The organism is Halobacteriovorax sp. RT-2-3 (assembly GCF_047085075.1).
Classification (GTDB): domain Bacteria; phylum Bdellovibrionota; class Bacteriovoracia; order Bacteriovoracales; family Bacteriovoracaceae; genus Halobacteriovorax_A.
Window position 1 is genome coordinate 362,212 of record NZ_JBKIYF010000003.1, and the last position, 15,223, is coordinate 377,434.

The 15,223-nt window shown below is 37.2% G+C and carries 16 protein-coding genes; 5 read left to right on the top strand and 11 right to left on the bottom strand.

Going from position 1 to position 15,223, the window contains the following annotated elements:
- Positions 1-72 precede the first annotated feature (72 nt).
- Genes gpmI through ACMAYX_RS12200 form a run of 3 tightly spaced genes read left to right on the top strand, consistent with a single transcriptional unit; the run spans position 73 to position 4,200 of the window.
- Positions 73-1,596, top strand: a complete 1,524-nt coding sequence (gene gpmI / locus ACMAYX_RS12190) for a 2,3-bisphosphoglycerate-independent phosphoglycerate mutase (RefSeq protein ID WP_412472000.1) — start codon at positions 73-75, stop codon at positions 1,594-1,596.
- 8 nt (positions 1,597-1,604) lie between these two features.
- Positions 1,605-2,612 carry a 6-phosphofructokinase gene (gene pfkA / locus ACMAYX_RS12195; protein ID WP_199177567.1) on the top strand — a complete coding sequence of 336 codons (1,008 nt, stop codon included), beginning with the start codon at positions 1,605-1,607 and terminating at the stop codon, positions 2,610-2,612.
- Positions 2,613-2,628: 16 nt separating this feature from the next.
- Positions 2,629-4,200: an ArnT family glycosyltransferase gene (locus ACMAYX_RS12200; RefSeq protein ID WP_412472001.1), complete on the top strand. Its 1,572-nt coding sequence runs from the start codon at positions 2,629-2,631 to the stop codon at positions 4,198-4,200.
- On the opposite strand, the gene ACMAYX_RS12205 is transcribed toward ACMAYX_RS12200, so the two are convergent.
- The 11 genes from ACMAYX_RS12205 to ACMAYX_RS12255 form a co-directional block, all read right to left on the bottom strand.
- Positions 4,182-4,934 (bottom strand): alpha/beta fold hydrolase, encoded by a 753-nt coding sequence (locus ACMAYX_RS12205; RefSeq protein WP_412472002.1) that lies wholly within the window; start codon positions 4,932-4,934, stop codon positions 4,182-4,184. The genes ACMAYX_RS12200 and ACMAYX_RS12205 overlap by 19 nt on opposite strands.
- Before the next feature lie 3 nt (positions 4,935-4,937).
- Positions 4,938-5,894: a DUF2817 domain-containing protein gene (locus tag ACMAYX_RS12210; protein WP_392990685.1), complete on the bottom strand. Its 957-nt coding sequence runs from the start codon at positions 5,892-5,894 to the stop codon at positions 4,938-4,940.
- The gene (locus ACMAYX_RS12215; protein ID WP_103218835.1) at positions 5,895-6,575 is read right to left on the bottom strand and encodes a hypothetical protein; all 681 of its coding nucleotides are present in this window, start codon (positions 6,573-6,575) and stop codon (positions 5,895-5,897) included. It lies immediately after the preceding gene.
- A gap of 53 nt (positions 6,576-6,628) precedes the next feature.
- The gene (locus tag ACMAYX_RS12220; RefSeq protein ID WP_392990683.1) at positions 6,629-7,900 is read right to left on the bottom strand and encodes a Y-family DNA polymerase; all 1,272 of its coding nucleotides are present in this window, start codon (positions 7,898-7,900) and stop codon (positions 6,629-6,631) included.
- Positions 7,901-7,909: 9 nt separating this feature from the next.
- Entirely contained in the window at positions 7,910-8,305 is a 396-nt protein-coding gene (locus tag ACMAYX_RS12225; RefSeq protein ID WP_103218833.1) for a LexA family protein, read from the bottom strand.
- A gap of 78 nt (positions 8,306-8,383) precedes the next feature.
- Positions 8,384-8,899 carry a hypothetical protein gene (locus ACMAYX_RS12230; protein ID WP_103218832.1) on the bottom strand — a complete coding sequence of 172 codons (516 nt, stop codon included), beginning with the start codon at positions 8,897-8,899 and terminating at the stop codon, positions 8,384-8,386.
- Between the two features lie 47 nt (positions 8,900-8,946).
- A complete protein-coding gene (locus tag ACMAYX_RS12235; RefSeq protein WP_103218831.1) occupies positions 8,947-9,432 on the bottom strand; it encodes a hypothetical protein in 486 nt (161 codons plus the stop codon).
- 53 nt (positions 9,433-9,485) lie between these two features.
- A complete protein-coding gene (locus tag ACMAYX_RS12240) occupies positions 9,486-10,748 on the bottom strand; it encodes a Glu/Leu/Phe/Val family dehydrogenase (protein ID WP_103218830.1) in 1,263 nt (420 codons plus the stop codon).
- Between the two features lie 109 nt (positions 10,749-10,857).
- Complete coding sequence (locus ACMAYX_RS12245) at positions 10,858-11,676, bottom strand: hypothetical protein (RefSeq protein WP_103218829.1); 819 nt, start codon at positions 11,674-11,676, stop codon at positions 10,858-10,860.
- A gap of 105 nt (positions 11,677-11,781) precedes the next feature.
- On the bottom strand, positions 11,782-12,663 hold the full coding sequence (locus ACMAYX_RS12250) for a ParB/RepB/Spo0J family partition protein (RefSeq protein WP_103218828.1): 882 nt from the start codon (positions 12,661-12,663) through the stop codon (positions 11,782-11,784).
- 107 nt (positions 12,664-12,770) lie between these two features.
- Positions 12,771-13,547, bottom strand: coding sequence for a ParA family protein (locus tag ACMAYX_RS12255; RefSeq protein WP_158246927.1), 777 nt, complete (start codon positions 13,545-13,547; stop codon positions 12,771-12,773).
- A 209-nt stretch (positions 13,548-13,756) separates the two neighbouring features.
- Here ACMAYX_RS12255 and ACMAYX_RS12260 point away from each other — a divergent pair, with 209 nt between their 5' ends.
- Positions 13,757-14,074, top strand: a complete 318-nt coding sequence (locus ACMAYX_RS12260; RefSeq protein WP_103218826.1) for a rhodanese-like domain-containing protein — start codon at positions 13,757-13,759, stop codon at positions 14,072-14,074.
- A 28-nt stretch (positions 14,075-14,102) separates the two neighbouring features.
- On the top strand, positions 14,103-15,209 hold the full coding sequence (gene nadA / locus ACMAYX_RS12265) for a quinolinate synthase NadA (RefSeq protein WP_103218825.1): 1,107 nt from the start codon (positions 14,103-14,105) through the stop codon (positions 15,207-15,209).
- Positions 15,210-15,223: the final 14 nt, after the last annotated feature.

Sequence of the window (15,223 nt, forward strand, 5' to 3'; positions counted from 1 at the left end):
ATAGAGTATTTTGTCTAATCTTTGGGTAGTATTAGAATAAGGATTGAATAAGCTTTTAACGGGAATCAATTTATGTCGATTAAAAATATTAGCCAAAAGGCCCTTCTTGTCATCCTAGATGGCTTTGGGATTAGTGAAAATACTGAAAAGAATGCGATTCGAGATGCAAAAACTCCAGTTTTAGATGAATTGTTTAAAAGTTATCCATTTACAACGATCCAAGCAGGCGGTGTTTTAGTAGGTCTTCCAAAAGGTGTTGTTGGAAATTCGGAAGTTGGCCATATGAACTTAGGTGCGGGACGTGCCATTCGCCAGGATTTAGTTCGTATTAATGAAGCAATTAAAAATCATACTTTTGGTGAACTTCCTAAACTAAAGGAACTCATTGAAGTAGCAAAGAAAAATAATAATCGCATTCACCTCATGGGACTTCTTTCGGACGGTGGAATTCACTCACATATTGAACACACAAAAGAAATCATCAAATGTCTTAAGAAAGAAGGTATTGAAGTTTTCTTACATGCTTTCATGGATGGTAGAGATACACCGCCAGCATGTGGTGAAATGTATTTAAAAGAGATCGTTGATTTTGAAGGATCACACTTTGCTTCAATGCAAGGCCGCTCAATTGGAATGGATCGTGATCGCCGTTGGGAAAAAATCAAATTAGCATATGATATGTTCCTAGGTCATGGTGATGTGACTGACTTATCACCTATTGAATATCTCAATAGTGAGTATGAAGCTGGTCGCACTGATGAGTTCGTATCGCCGACACTCTTTAATAAAGACTACGCTATTAAAGAAGGAGACTGCGTCTTCTTTACAAATTTTAGACCCGATCGCGCAATTCAGTTAACAATGGCATTTAACTATCCAGAGTTTACTGAGTTTGAAAGGCCATTCTTTCCAGCAATGTTTCTATGTATGACGCCATTTATTCCGGATGAAATGGAACTTCCAATTTTATTTGATAAAGAGAAGCTTCAAGGAACAATGACTGAGTACTTAAGTAGTATTGGAAAGAAGCAATTAAAGATTGCTGAGACTGAAAAGTATGCACACGTAACATTCTTTTTTAATGGTGGAGAAAAGAAGCCTTTTCCAAATGAAGAACATTTTCTAATTCCTTCGCCAAAAGAAGTTTCAACTTATGATGAAAAGCCACAAATGAGTGCGCCAGAAGTAACAGAGAATTTAATTTCTAAAATAAGTGACTTTGATTTTAGTGTCGTAAACTTTGCAAACTCAGATATGGTTGGACACACGGGTAAATATGAAGCTGCAGTTCATGCTATTGAAACACTTGATGAGTGCGTAGGAAAACTAGTAAAAAAATGTCTTGATGAAAATATAACTATTATTATCACTGCCGATCATGGCAATAGTGACCAAATGGTACATAAGGATGGAACACCACATACAGCTCATACAGGAGCACCGGTACCGTTTTGTGTTATCAATAGCGCATTAAAGGATAAAGCTTTTACTATAGCACCGGGGGATCATTCGCTAATGGATGTCTCACCTACTTGTCTTTATATTATGGGGATTGATCGTCCAGCAAGTTTTACTGGCCATCATATTTTTGAATAGGAAATTTTATGAGTGAAGTTGAAAAAGATGTAAAGTCGATTAAAACAATTGCTGTTCTTTGTAGCGGTGGCGATAGCCCAGGAATGAACTGTGCGATTAGAGCAGTCGTTCGTACTTGTATTGCAAATGATATTGAGATTTATGGAATTCGTCGTGGTTTTGCAGGTCTACTCGAAGGATCGCAACACAAAATGGATGCCGCAAGTGTTGGTAACATTCTTCAAAAAGGTGGAACAATTCTTCAAACTTCTCGTTGTCCTGAATTTATGCAACCAGAGATAAGAAGAGAAGCGGCACATATTCTTAAGAGAAAGAATATTGATGCCTTAATTGTTATTGGTGGTAATGGTTCATTTAATGGTGCTTGGGAGCTTCACAAGGAACACGGTGTTCCAGTAGTTGGAATTCCTGGAACAATTGATAATGATATTGAAGGAACTGATTATTCAATCGGTTTTGATACTGCCGTTCAAACTGCTATTGAGGCCGTGGATAAAATTCGTGACACTGCACACTCACACGATCGTACATTCATTGTTGAAGTAATGGGGCGAAAGTCTCCTGCTATCGCTCTTCACGTAGGACTTTGTACTGGAGCAGAAAATATTATCTTCCCTATTCAAGATGAAAGTAATGTTGATGTTGACACAATTGCGACAGATATTAAACGTGGACTTCAGCGTGGAAAAGGTTCTTCAATCATCATTGCTGCTGAAGGGGAAACTGAAGGTCTGTCTCACTACGTTCACAACAAACTTCTTGAAGATCACAAGATTGATTCACGTGTTTGTATCCTAGGACATATTCAACGCGGAGGAAACCCTACTGGTCGTGATCGCTTTATTGCAACCCAAATGGGACATCTTGCTGTTAAATCACTTCTTGAAGGAAAAACTGCAATTGTTACAGCAGAACAAAATGGTCAAATTGTTGTCGAAAACTTAGAGAAGTGTCTTGGCAAAAAATTTGAAGTTGAAGAGAAATACGTAGATATGGTTAAAACCTTATCAAAATAAAACGAAGTTTATAAATATGACAAAAGTTTCAGATAAGAATTTATTTATTATTTTTACATTCCTATTTTCAATTTTCTACTTTTGGGACATTGGAAATATTAGTGCCCCAAGACAAGGGACAGAATCGTTATATGTGCAAATATCACAAGATATGTATGACACAAATAATATTATGACACCCCACTACCGCGGGGAGAGACACTGGTCAAAACCACCAGTTCATTTCTGGCTGCCGTTTCCTATTTATGTACTAATGGGAGAATCTTCTTTAACAGGTGCACGAGCGTCGATGGCATTTCTTACAATCGCTCTCGGTATCTTGACTGCAGTTTGGTTAAAAAGAAGATTTAATATTGAACCACTATTATCTCTGGCCTTCTTTTTAGGAGGGTATGGTGCTATTAAATTTGGTCGAACATTTATGATGGAAACATCTCTATCTCTTCTTCCATTTATTAGCTCACTCTTTCTTTTTGACTACTTAAAGACAAAGGCTAAAAAGTATTTTATTTGGGCGATTCTTTTTGGAGCGGCAGGAGCTCTAATCAAAGGCCCTGTTTCAATTGTTATGAGCTTTCTTGCAATGTCTCTTTATCAAGCTTTCTTATTCAAGAAAGAAAAGCGCTTTATTATTAAAGAGTGCTTTTTCTATTTTCTATCGATTACTATTTTGAGTTGTCTTTGGTACTTCATTAGTTATCTAAACTATGGTGAAGAGTTTTTCAATTACTTCTTCGTAAGAGAAAATGTAGGAAAATTTGATCAAAAGCCAATGCCAATGATTAAGGTATTCCAAGGACTCATTCTCTATTCTCTTCCATGGTTATTAATTCTTCCATTTGCTTGGAAGAAAGTAAGAGAAAACTTTAAGAACTTAAATAATGAAACATATTTTTTCTTTGCACATTTTTTATGTTTCTTTATCACATGGTTAATTCCATCTCAGAGATCACACCACTATGCAATACCATCAATTCCATTCCTAATGGTTTTCATGCTCTTGCAAATTGATATTGAAACTATTCGAGAAAAGGCAAAAGGTATCCTTTTTATCTTCTTGCCAATAAATAGCCTATTTTTGGCCATTGGATGCCTACTCCTTTATTTTTCTGATGGAGTAACGATCGTTGCCAATTTACTATTTGTTGCTCTAATTATTGTGACAAATATTTTCATTCTTAAAAGAAAGATGCTCATTGCTTTCAACACGATGGGACTATATTTAATTTTCTTATGGTCAGTTATTGCATCTCAATTTTACATCTTACCTGTTCCACAAGCCGCTCAAGGTCTTTTCAAAGATAAAAATGTAGCACTAGTTGATCGTCGTTCTTACTTTTACGAGCAAACTCTTGAGATGAATGTTGAGCCAATTAGCTACGCAAATATCTCTTCATTTCTAGAGAAAGAAAACACTGTGGTTATTACTGCAGAATCAAAAACTCCTTTAGAGTATCGTAAGAATTTAAGAATTTTAGCAAAATGGCAAAAATGGAAGAGAAGAGTTAAATGGCCACATATAAAAGCGGCCCTTAATGCACGCTCTTATGGGCCATTAAAAGAAGATGTTTATTTACTATCTAAGTAATGCTCTTCAATCTTTTTAATGATCCATTCAGGATCGTCTAGAGGTAAATCGTGTCCCGCTTGTTCATGTAGTTCAAGCGCGGCACCAAGCCTTTTAGAAATTTCAACACTGCATTTATAATTTGCAAGCTTATCTTGCTTGCCTGCAAGCAACAAGACATCCGTTTTCAATTTCTTAGGTAAACGGTAGTGTGATGCCGCAATTAACTGCCTTACAAAGTTAGCGCGATTAAGAGGTCTTTCCTCAAAATATACAGCATATGCATCAAGTAAATCATCAGACAACTCTTTCATCTTAACAGTTAAAGATAAGGCCTTTTCTTCTCGTTCGCGGTGATTGTTATTAAAGGCCAGTTTTGAAAAGGTCGTTACTGCTTCAAGAGACATACGATGATAAATTTTCCCTGAGTCACTCGTTGAAGTGTTAAGAAGAACAGCATGTTCAAAGTCATCGCTATGTCGCTCACACCAATCAAGGGCCATCATTCCCCCCATTGAAATTCCGATAACACTCCACGGGCCATCATTTTCTTCTTTAAGTTTTAGCCAATCACTTCTCATATCTTCAACATAATCAGATATCTTTAATGGAGACTTCTCTTCATTCTTGCTACCAACACCCAAGTAATCAATTGCAAAGACATTATTTGTGCCTTTCATTTTTTTTACATAGTCAGGGAATTCATACCAATGTCGACTATCTCTTGCTAAACCCCTAAGAAGCAACCAATTCATAACTTACCTTTTCACCCATGCTTTAGAACTTCCAACAGCTCGAAAGAGAAATTTAATTAGCATAATATGTCTTCTCATCGTTCGATCATATCGATGAGACTTAAGAGGATTAAATAATCCTCCTCTTCTAAATATTTGTAATGGATTCTTTTTAACCCAAATCCAACTTCCCATCTCAAGAGTTAAAGGTAGATAGACTCCCTCTGGATTTTTTTCTAAATACTCATCATATAGATAATCCCAGGCATCACCTTGGATTGTATAACTTTCAGATGTCGGCTCTATTCGATAAATATGATGAGGATGGGTTTCATTTAATAAGTGCTCTAGGTTTTCCATTTCTGTTATATGCTTAAAAGGTGTAAGCGTTCTGGCATAAGGATACCAAAGTCGATCTCTTAGGCCAAAGCCAGAATGGAAGTCAACAGAGATAGCACGCTGAGATTCAAATATATGTTCTTTCACATAGTCTACTAGAGTTTGAAGTTCATGCTCCATTTGATCACTATTTCCCTGATACCATGGAAGCTTATCTGATAACTTATGTCCTGATAGTAGAAATTTTGTTTTCTCATGAGTTCGCGATGGTGAGTTTCTCATAAGATCAATATTGTTTGGATTAGAGCGGCGATGATGATACATGCCCCATGGATTGATAAGAGGAATCGATACGATTCTAAACTTCTCTAGGCTTCGTCTTAACTCTTCATCCCAAGATAGTTGTTTAAATAATGAAGAAAGATAAGTAACAACGACTTGTGTCCCTACTTTTTCTAGTCCGTGAATACCACCAAATAAACCTAGAACCGGAGCGCTTGGATCTGAGCTACCAATTTCAAAACTATGAATTGGATAGCTCTCACCTTCATGATTAATACGTGTAATTTCACGACAACGAATGAGTGGGTCTTCGATACAAGTTAATTCGCTTATGGCATTTAACTCATCGAAGTCTTTCATTTATGACCTCTGGAAAGTCTTGTCGTTATAAGGAAATAAGAAAATAACGAAGAACATTGCACACCCAACAAGTTCTACAACTTCTCCTTTTTTACCATGATCAATTAAGCTTACTAGAATAAACATTAAAAGATAAAAAAGAGAGTGCATTAACTTTGGAACAGGAACTGCAAAGTCATCAACAAGATACTGAATAAAACCAATTGCTCTATAGAGAAATGGAAGAATTAATACATAAACACCAACAATAATTCCGACAATAAGACCAAAGATAATTTTATTAACTTTGAAATCACCGAATTTTAAGTTGTGGAGTGTAATATCATTTTGTGTATTGTATTGCTGAAAAAACTCAGGCGCAGTCACGTTGAAAATTCTTTGGCCCCACGCAATCTCTTCTCCAAATCCAAAAAAGAAAAGTGCTGCAAAACCAAGAAGCGCAAATGAGAATAATTTTGGCTTTGTACCTTTTAACTTAAAGTAGCGCCACAGACAGACAAATGAAACGAGTAGTAGATAGATGGCCTGTTGTATTTCTAAGAATCCATCTTCAACTGTGTAAACATCGCTAAACCATTGAGGATTTGCTTTCGCAAAATACATTCCAAAGAATACCATATGGGCGATTGATGTTAATATTACTGCTTCAAATATATTAATCTTGTCTTTAAATATGCTCATTTCGTCATTATAGTCACGTCATCAACTAATGGCAATATATGTCATCGCTGACACTACGAACATTTTGGCAATTCGCTCCAACCTGTGACATAGCGCAAAGAAACTTTCTCCCTTCGCATTTTCCATGCCTGATTATCGACCCCACAGGCCATTGACCTAACCATGCCACTTCCCTCTCGTCGATTAATTTTATCAATGATTTCCATTAGCTTCACACTTCGTGGATCATCTAATTCTTCAAATAGGCTTTGTTGGATAATCTCTGAATCTGAAAAGTCTCCAAGCTTTACTCCGGCCTTTTTAAAACAAACCCCCATGCGAAAGAGATCATCAAGGGCCGCCCATGCATACTTGATAATTTTTCTGGTATCACTTGTTGGACCAAGAAGCTTAACTTTGTCTTTACCATAATATGGCGTTTGATCGATCTTATGTGGATCACTTAAACAAAAAACTTCAATAGTTGAACACAAGCTCTGCTGATTTCTCATTTTCTCACTGGCATTTGTTACATAATTGGCCACTGATTCTCGCAAGCTTTTTAGATCCACAACACTTGTACTAAAGCTTCGTGAACATAGAATTTCTTTCTTTTTAGGCTGAGCTTCTTCTAACTCAAAACAGGTAATTCCTCGTAACTCATCTTGAGTCATGCGACCTAGCTTAGTTAAAAGCCTTTGTATGACATGAGTATTTTTGAACTTCTTAAAATCATACGCCGTTTTAATTCCAATGCTTTTTAACTTTACGCTATTCTTCCTTCCAATTCCCCACACGTCTTCAATAGGAGTTCTCTGAAGTGCAATATCTTGTAACCTCTCTTCTAGAATACAGACGACTCCTTGCGCCTTTTGTGACTTCTTCCCAATATGATTGGCCACTTTTGCGAGAGTCTTTGTTGGAGCAATACCAATACTTACGGGAATCCCCGTCCATTGCAGCACAGTTTTTCGAATATGCTGACAGTACTCATTTAAATCTCCGCTTACACCAGTTAAATCAATAAAGGCTTCATCAACGGAATAGATCTCTATTGATGGAGCGAAGGTAGCAAGAACATGCATTACCCGATCACTGATATTTGTATACAAAGAAAAATTAGAAGAAAAAACATGAACATCGTGTGACTCACAAAGCCTCCTTACTTTAAAGTACGGGTCCCCCATTTTTACTCCCAGAGCCTTAAGCTCTGGAGTTCGAGAGACAAAGCACCCATCATTATTTGATAAGACACCAACAGGTTTATTTCTTAACTCAGGTCGAAATAGTCTTTCACAAGAACAGAAGAAGGAATTACAATCCACCAGCGCATACACTTTCTCCATCGTAAAACCTCATAACTCTTTCATGTCACGGGCCACGGCCACAATTGGCCCCCACACCAAGAAGTCCATTTCTTCTGAAATGATAATGTCTCGATGCAGGGGATTGTGTGAGCGCAAAATGGACTTTCCATCTTGTCTAATGAATCTCTTGCACAAGAACTCTCCGTCCAGATAAACCACGGCAACTCGACCGCTCTTTACTTCTAAAGATCGATCGATAACCAGGACATCACCGGGCATAATCAATGGTTCCATCGAGTCACCTTGTGCTTCAAAGAAAAATGTCGCAGAACGATTCTGTACAAAACGATCATCTAGAGATTGATAATTCTGTATGTGATCCTCGCTGATTCCAAAGAGTCCACAATTTGCAATCGGTAGTTTTGCTCTAATTTTCTTTTCCATGAAAGTTAGTATAACTTACGCATAACTTACGCACAAGAAAAAGAATTACTTTCCCACTCTAATAGTAATTACATAGACTTACGATGCATCGGGGAACTTAATAATCTCATCAAGGGGAATAAAGTACGTAAGTCCTCGAAGATCTTGGGTGTAGCTTGCAATCACTTTCAAGTTCATAGCATCCAATCTCTCTAAAAAAGCATGGGATGTTTCATCAAATCGAAAGGGCTCAATCTTTCCTCGTGTTGAGATTCTTCCTGCGCAAAGACAATCATTTAAGTTTTGAATGGGAAGAACCCCGGCCATTGACCAATAGAGAATCAAAAGTGGTAACTCAAGCCAGCGATAAAGTTCTTCTTTGGAACTTAAAGAGCCTAAAACCATATTGTCATCAATGCACAGAACATAGCGCTTTGGTGAGATTTTCAAGTTGTACTTCTTTGAGAGAAAAATAAACTTCTCTTTTATCGACTTTCCTTTTGTACCAAGACCAACAATTTCAAGTCCCGGAACTCCCTTTGAAGCATAACCATAAATTTCTGTTAAATGTCCCTTCCCCCCAAGAGGTAGAAGACCTAGCATTTGCTTGTGCATAATCCCTCCTATTACTAGGAGTGCAAGAGTCATGAATTTTTTTTTAATTATAAATTACTAGAATTAGGGATCTTAGCTTTTGACTGATAAAAACATTTTAAATGAGGAGGATAAATTTCTAGAATCATCGCAGATGAAACTTCGAGAGAGTGAGCGAAGTCTCCCTTTAAACTTTGACAAGAGCCTTTTGCGTCCTTACAAAATTTTTCGTACTTATCTTTACATGTAAGTTCAAGAATAACAGTATCAGAGAAATGACAAGAGACCTTTCCATCAACAAGGTCAAAGCGAGCTTTTGTGTAATTTAGTTTTTTTGAAAACTTAGATTCACAAAATTTTGCAATCTCAAACTCTTTTCCCATGCAATCGATCTTCGTTGTCGAAGACTTACTCATTAACATTGCATCTTTTACACCAAAAAATTCACACACCTTTGCGTAGCTGAAAATCTTGCGATCAGCGCCAGTAACAAGTTCACTAGTAACACTAGCGAAAATGCAGAATGTAAAAAGAAGTGTTGCAATATATTTCATAATAAAAAAAAAGCGCGCCCATTAAGGACGCGCCTATGATTGTAATATAAATCTTAACCTGGGAAAAGACCTCTAAGTCTCATTGCTCTCTCTAATCTTCTTAGAGCGGCAACGAAAGCAGCCTTTTTCATATCAATATCATATTTCTGGTGAGCTTCATAAACATTCTCGAAAGCATCTTTTAGGATGTCGTGAAGTTTTTTGTTGATCTCAGAAAGATCCCAGAAGAAGTTCTGAAGACCTTGTACCCACTCAAAGTAAGAAACGATAACACCACCAGCGTTACAAAGAATATCTGGAACTAGGAATGAACCATTCTTAGTTACGATATCAATCGCAGCTTTATTAAGTGGACCGTTTGCACCTTCTGCAATGATCTTAGCTTTAACATTGTGAGCATTCTTTTCAGTGATAACACCATCGATTGCTGCAGGGATTAAGATATCAACTTCAAGAGCGAAAAGTTCTTCGTTAGAAATTTTCTCTACTCCATCCATATCAGCAAGAAGGCGTCCACCTTTTGCCCAAGCAACAGCTTTTTCAATATCAAGGCCATTTGGATCATAAATAGCACCTGAAACATCAGATACAGCAACGATCTTTGCACCTTGTGCTTGAAGGTCTTCAGCAGCAGGAACAGCTACCTTACCAAAACCGTGAATTGCAACTGTTGTATTTGTATCAATTGTCATTCCAAGTTTCTTTGCAGCAAAGTTAACACAGAATGCAACACCTTTACCTGTAGCTTCACTACGACCTAGTGAACCACCAACAGTAATTGGCTTTCCTGTTACTACACCTGGAACAGTGTAACCTTTTAATTGAGAATATGTATCAAGCATCCACGCCATTGTTTGACCGTCAGTACCAATATCTGGTGCTGGAATATCAATCGTTGGACCGATAATCATGTTGATCTCAGTAGTGTATCTTCTAGTTAGAGACTGAAGCTCTTGACGAGAAAGTTTTGTTGGATCAACACAAATACCACCTTTTGCTCCACCTAGAGGCAGACCAACAAGGGCACATTTAAAAGTCATAAGCATAGCAAGACCAGCTGTTTCAGCTAAATCTACGCCTGGGTGAAAACGTACTCCACCTTTTCCAGGCCCAAGAGTCATATTGTGCTGAACTCTGAATCCTTGAAAAGTTTTAACAGTACCATCGTCAAGACGAATAGGAACTGCTACTTGAAGTGCTCTTTTTGGGTGTTTAAGTCTGTCGGCAACGTTTGGATCAAGTCCCATAATTGCTGCAGATTCTTCTAATTGCGCAATGGCATCCTGGTATAGTGGATTATCTAGAAGATTGCTCATTTTTTTAACTCCGTTATACGTAAAATAAGGACTAATTTACTCCTATTGTAACGGAAGCGCTAGCTTTTGCTTAGGGCAAAAGCTGACTTTTTTTGGCGAATTCGGTTAATTAGAAATTGAATGGTGCATGATAATTAATGCGCAGCACATGGTCAGCATTACTTCCCCCTACCATATCAATTGAAGACGCTCTTGCTCTCAAGTTATTTGTGATGGCCTGTTCAACATAGAATTCAACAGTCGTCCCTGCCGGATTGTAATCAACAGAGGCAATAGTACGGTTATCATTAAATTTCTTTTGTAGCTGCATTGTCACGCCATCAGATAAAGAAAGGTGTGTGTTTGCATCGATATAAGGATTGATAAACTTAATTGTTGCAAGACCTTTTAGAACCTTCGCTCTAAACTTCACTTTAAAATTTGGTAGAAGCTCAGCTTCAGAACTAGGTGAAAGAGTATCTTTCATATTTCCAACGGCTTCAAGAGTTGAGCCTTTCTTAGCAGATTTAACAGAGCCCGAAATTCTCTTATCAATATATCTTAGAAATTGCTTATTAAAGTAGCGCTTTCTCTCATCAAGAGTCGAAAGTCGATAGATCGTCGTCGTAGAAAGATCCCAATTTTTTACGTATTCATCGCGTTCTTGTAGCTGATGGTAGTGATTAGACATACGCTGAAGGACGCCGGCCTTATCGTAAACAAAGACGTAATCAAGAAATGTTTTATACTCTTCAGGCTTTGGCGTGTAGTCAACATCTGCATAGAAGCTTTGCGGAGTACGATCTTGAATCTTCACTCTAGGGTTGAAGTTTTTAAACAAAGTCAGGTCAGAAGCAACTGTCTGAATAGTAAACACTACCAGAGTTAGCTGTATAAACCTTGAACAGTGTGTATAAAATTTCTCTCTCTTGTTTGCCTTGTTTAGCATCGTAAGCCCCTCAAATTACATAAGTAATATGTTTAATTACTAATATAATTTGCAAGGACGATGCCAAAGGTGAACTAGTTAAACTAGCTCACCTAAAAGCAGCGATTACATATCTACGATATTTTGTGTTTCTTTAAGAAGTTGATTTAGAAGCGCTTGCGTGTCTTTATCAAGCTTCTTTGATTTAGCTTGAGATTTAAGCGTCTTGATGAATGCATTAGCAGTAAGTCCCTTTGGAACTGTTGGAGTTTTCTTAACTTTACCAGCTTTTAGAACACCACCATCTTTAATGGCTTTCTTAAGCTCAGCTCTTTTAGTCAACTCACCTTTATAAAGCATCTTTGTAAGTTTAGTTTTAAGAACACCTTTTTCAAGAGCATCAAGTTCAAGAAGAACATACTTCTCAATATTAAATGCTTTTGCTGCTTCCTTAATTTTCTTGCCCATTTTAGCAATCATTAGTGAGCGGTGAACTTCAGACTTTGAGATACCAAGTGCAGCTTGGATCTTTCTTTCACTAGCTTTTGTCGCTTTTTGGTAATTAAGAATACCATCTGCTTTATCAATATAGTGAAGCGCTTCTCTTGAAGAGTTTTCAGAGAACTGAATTGCCATAAGCTCTTGTTCTGTCTTCTTATCAAGAATAAAACAAGGACACTTTTCTTTCTTAATAAGTGTCATGGCACGGTAGCGTCTTTCACCACAAATTAGAACTAGTCTGCCTAATTTATCTTTATGAAGAACAAGTGGTTGAATTAGACCGTTTTGCTTAATGTTTTCAGAAAGCTCTTTAAGAGAGCTATCATTAAACTTCGTTCTAACCTGTTCTTTAACTACGATTTCTTTTAAATAAACTTCATCAAGCTTAGCACCTTGAAGAAGGCGATCACCCGATAGTCTTTCAACTACTTTACTATCTAGACCTTCAGTTAGATCGATTGTCTTTCTTTGTCTTTTAGAAACTCTTGGAGCAAAGTCTTTTGCCATAAATTCCTCTTCCCTATGTTGAGACTGTTTTCCTTTAAAGAGGGCCAGTCACACACACATGGCCCCTTTAAAAGCGAAACACATCCGTGTGTCTCAAAAATTATAGATTATAGATTTAATGATTCCCAAAGTGCCGTGTAATCACCGTGACCACGAGACTTTTTCCCCATCTTACAGATAGGTCTTCTTAACGAAATTGATTCTTGCATTTGAACAAGATTTCTAATTGGTGGCGTAATATTGAAAGATTGAGCAAGTTCTTCAAGTCTCTGCCTTTCAATCTTTCTTCTAGTATTAACCATTGATGGAATAATTGAAAATTCAAGTGATGGATTTTCAGTTTCTTTAATAATTTCGAAAGTATCCATTAACTCTTCTAGACCATCAATTGAGTAGTCCTGTGCCTGAGTTGGGATAAGAATTCTATTTGAAGCAACTAGTGCCATAATAAGCTCATCTCCAAGCATTGGAGGAGTATCGATTACAACGTAATCAAACATTCCTTCAGGAACTTGCTCAAGTCTAAGTCTCATCAACCTTTCCTTACGACCTGCTTCTTTTCTAATCTCACCTTCTGAAAGGATGAGAAGTTTAGAAAGATTGGCCATATGACGGCTTGATGGAATAACTGTGATATTCTTATGAAATTTCCCCTTACCTTCTGATGGAACCATAACGTCTTCAATAGTAACGTCACCAATTAACCACTCAGGGATAAGAGTTCTGTGAATTTGTAAATTAAAAGTTGAACTTAGATTGGCCTGTGAATCTAGGTCAATAACAAGTACTTTGTTCCCTTTATTAGCTAAGTGTGTCGCTAATTGGTAGCACTGCATTGTTTTCCCAACACCACCCTTGTTATTTGCAACCGTAATAACTTCCATGTAAGCTCCCTCGGTCATCCCTTTGACCGTAATAAAAGACTATCTATATAAAATGTTAAGAAAACTATCACGCAACGTCAAATACCTGATAAAACATTTTTTTTAACTTAGCGCAACACGAACTGGAACCAATTTTAAGGATGTTCAGATGACAGCTCGTTTCAAATGTTCTATCTTCCAAAACGTCAATTATATAAGGAGATGACACAATGATTAACTTTATGGAAGTTGGTGAATTAAAAGATTTAATGGACAAGAATACAGACCTAGTTTTAGTTGATTGTCGCGAACAAGATGAGTGGGATGCTGGCCATATTGATGGTGCTATCTTTATTCCTCTTTCTGATTTTGCAAATCAATTTGGTAATCACCTAACTGACAAATCAAAGAAGATCGTTGTTCAATGCCGCAGTGGAAAGAGAAGCTTAACTGCTTGTCAATTTCTACTAGAAGAAGGATTTGAAGACCTTTACAACCTTGAAGGTGGAATTCTTGCTTGGGACGAAAGCGGTTACCCAATCAAATAATTAATCTTAAAATCGAGAAGGAAGAAAAATGTTAGATCTATTCGGTAAAGAAGAAGTTCACCGTCCGATAATTTCTCAAGAAGAGTTATCTGATGAAGAAGTACTAGTTGAGTTAAGAAAGATCAAAGAAGAACTTAAAGATCAAGTTGTGGTTCTTGGACATCACTATCAGCAAGACGACGTTATTGAATTTGCAGACTATAAAGGTGACTCACTTAAGCTAGCACAAGATGCAGCCGTTTTAGATAAGCCTTATATTATTTTCTGTGGTGTTCACTTCATGGCAGAAACAGCAGATATGCTAACGAATGAAGATCAACACGTAATCCTTCCCGATATGCAAGCTGGATGCTCGATGGCCGATATGGCAAATCGTGAAGAGATCGATAAAGCATGGGCATTCATGCAAAGATCAACTAATGATAAGATCATCCCAATTACTTATATCAACTGTGCAGCAACTCTTAAGTCATTTGTTGGCGAGAACGATGGAACAATTTGTACTTCATCAAATGCACACAATATTATCAAGTGGTCCTTTACTCAGGGACAAAAACTACTATTCTTCCCTGACCAACACTTAGGACGCAATACTTGTTTTGATCTAGGCATTCCACTAGAAGATATGGTTGTTTACAACCCAAATATGCTTAATGGTGGATTAACAGCAGAACAAATCGATAATGCAAAAGTAATTCTTTGGTACGGATTCTGCTCTGTTCACCAAGGCTTTACTGCAGCTCAAGTTGAACAAATTAAAAAAGATAAGCCTGATACAACTGTTATCGTACACCCTGAGTGTAACTTTGATGTTGTACAAGCAGCTCATGACAATGGATCAACTGCTTACATCATTAATAAGATTAAAGATGCACCAGCTGGTTCTAAATTTGCCGTTGGAACAGAAATCAACTTGGTTAACAGACTAGCAAATGATTTTCCAGATAAAGAAATCACTTCCCTGTCACCTTACCAGTGTTTGTGTACAACAATGTATCGAGTAAGACCTCGTTGGCTACTTGCCAGCTTTAGAGCAATTAAGGAAAATAAACCTATAAATATAATTAAAGTAGATGAAAAAACAAAAGAGTACTCATTAAAAGCACTTAATAAGATGCTTGAGCTGAGTAAGTAATAGGTTTAATACAC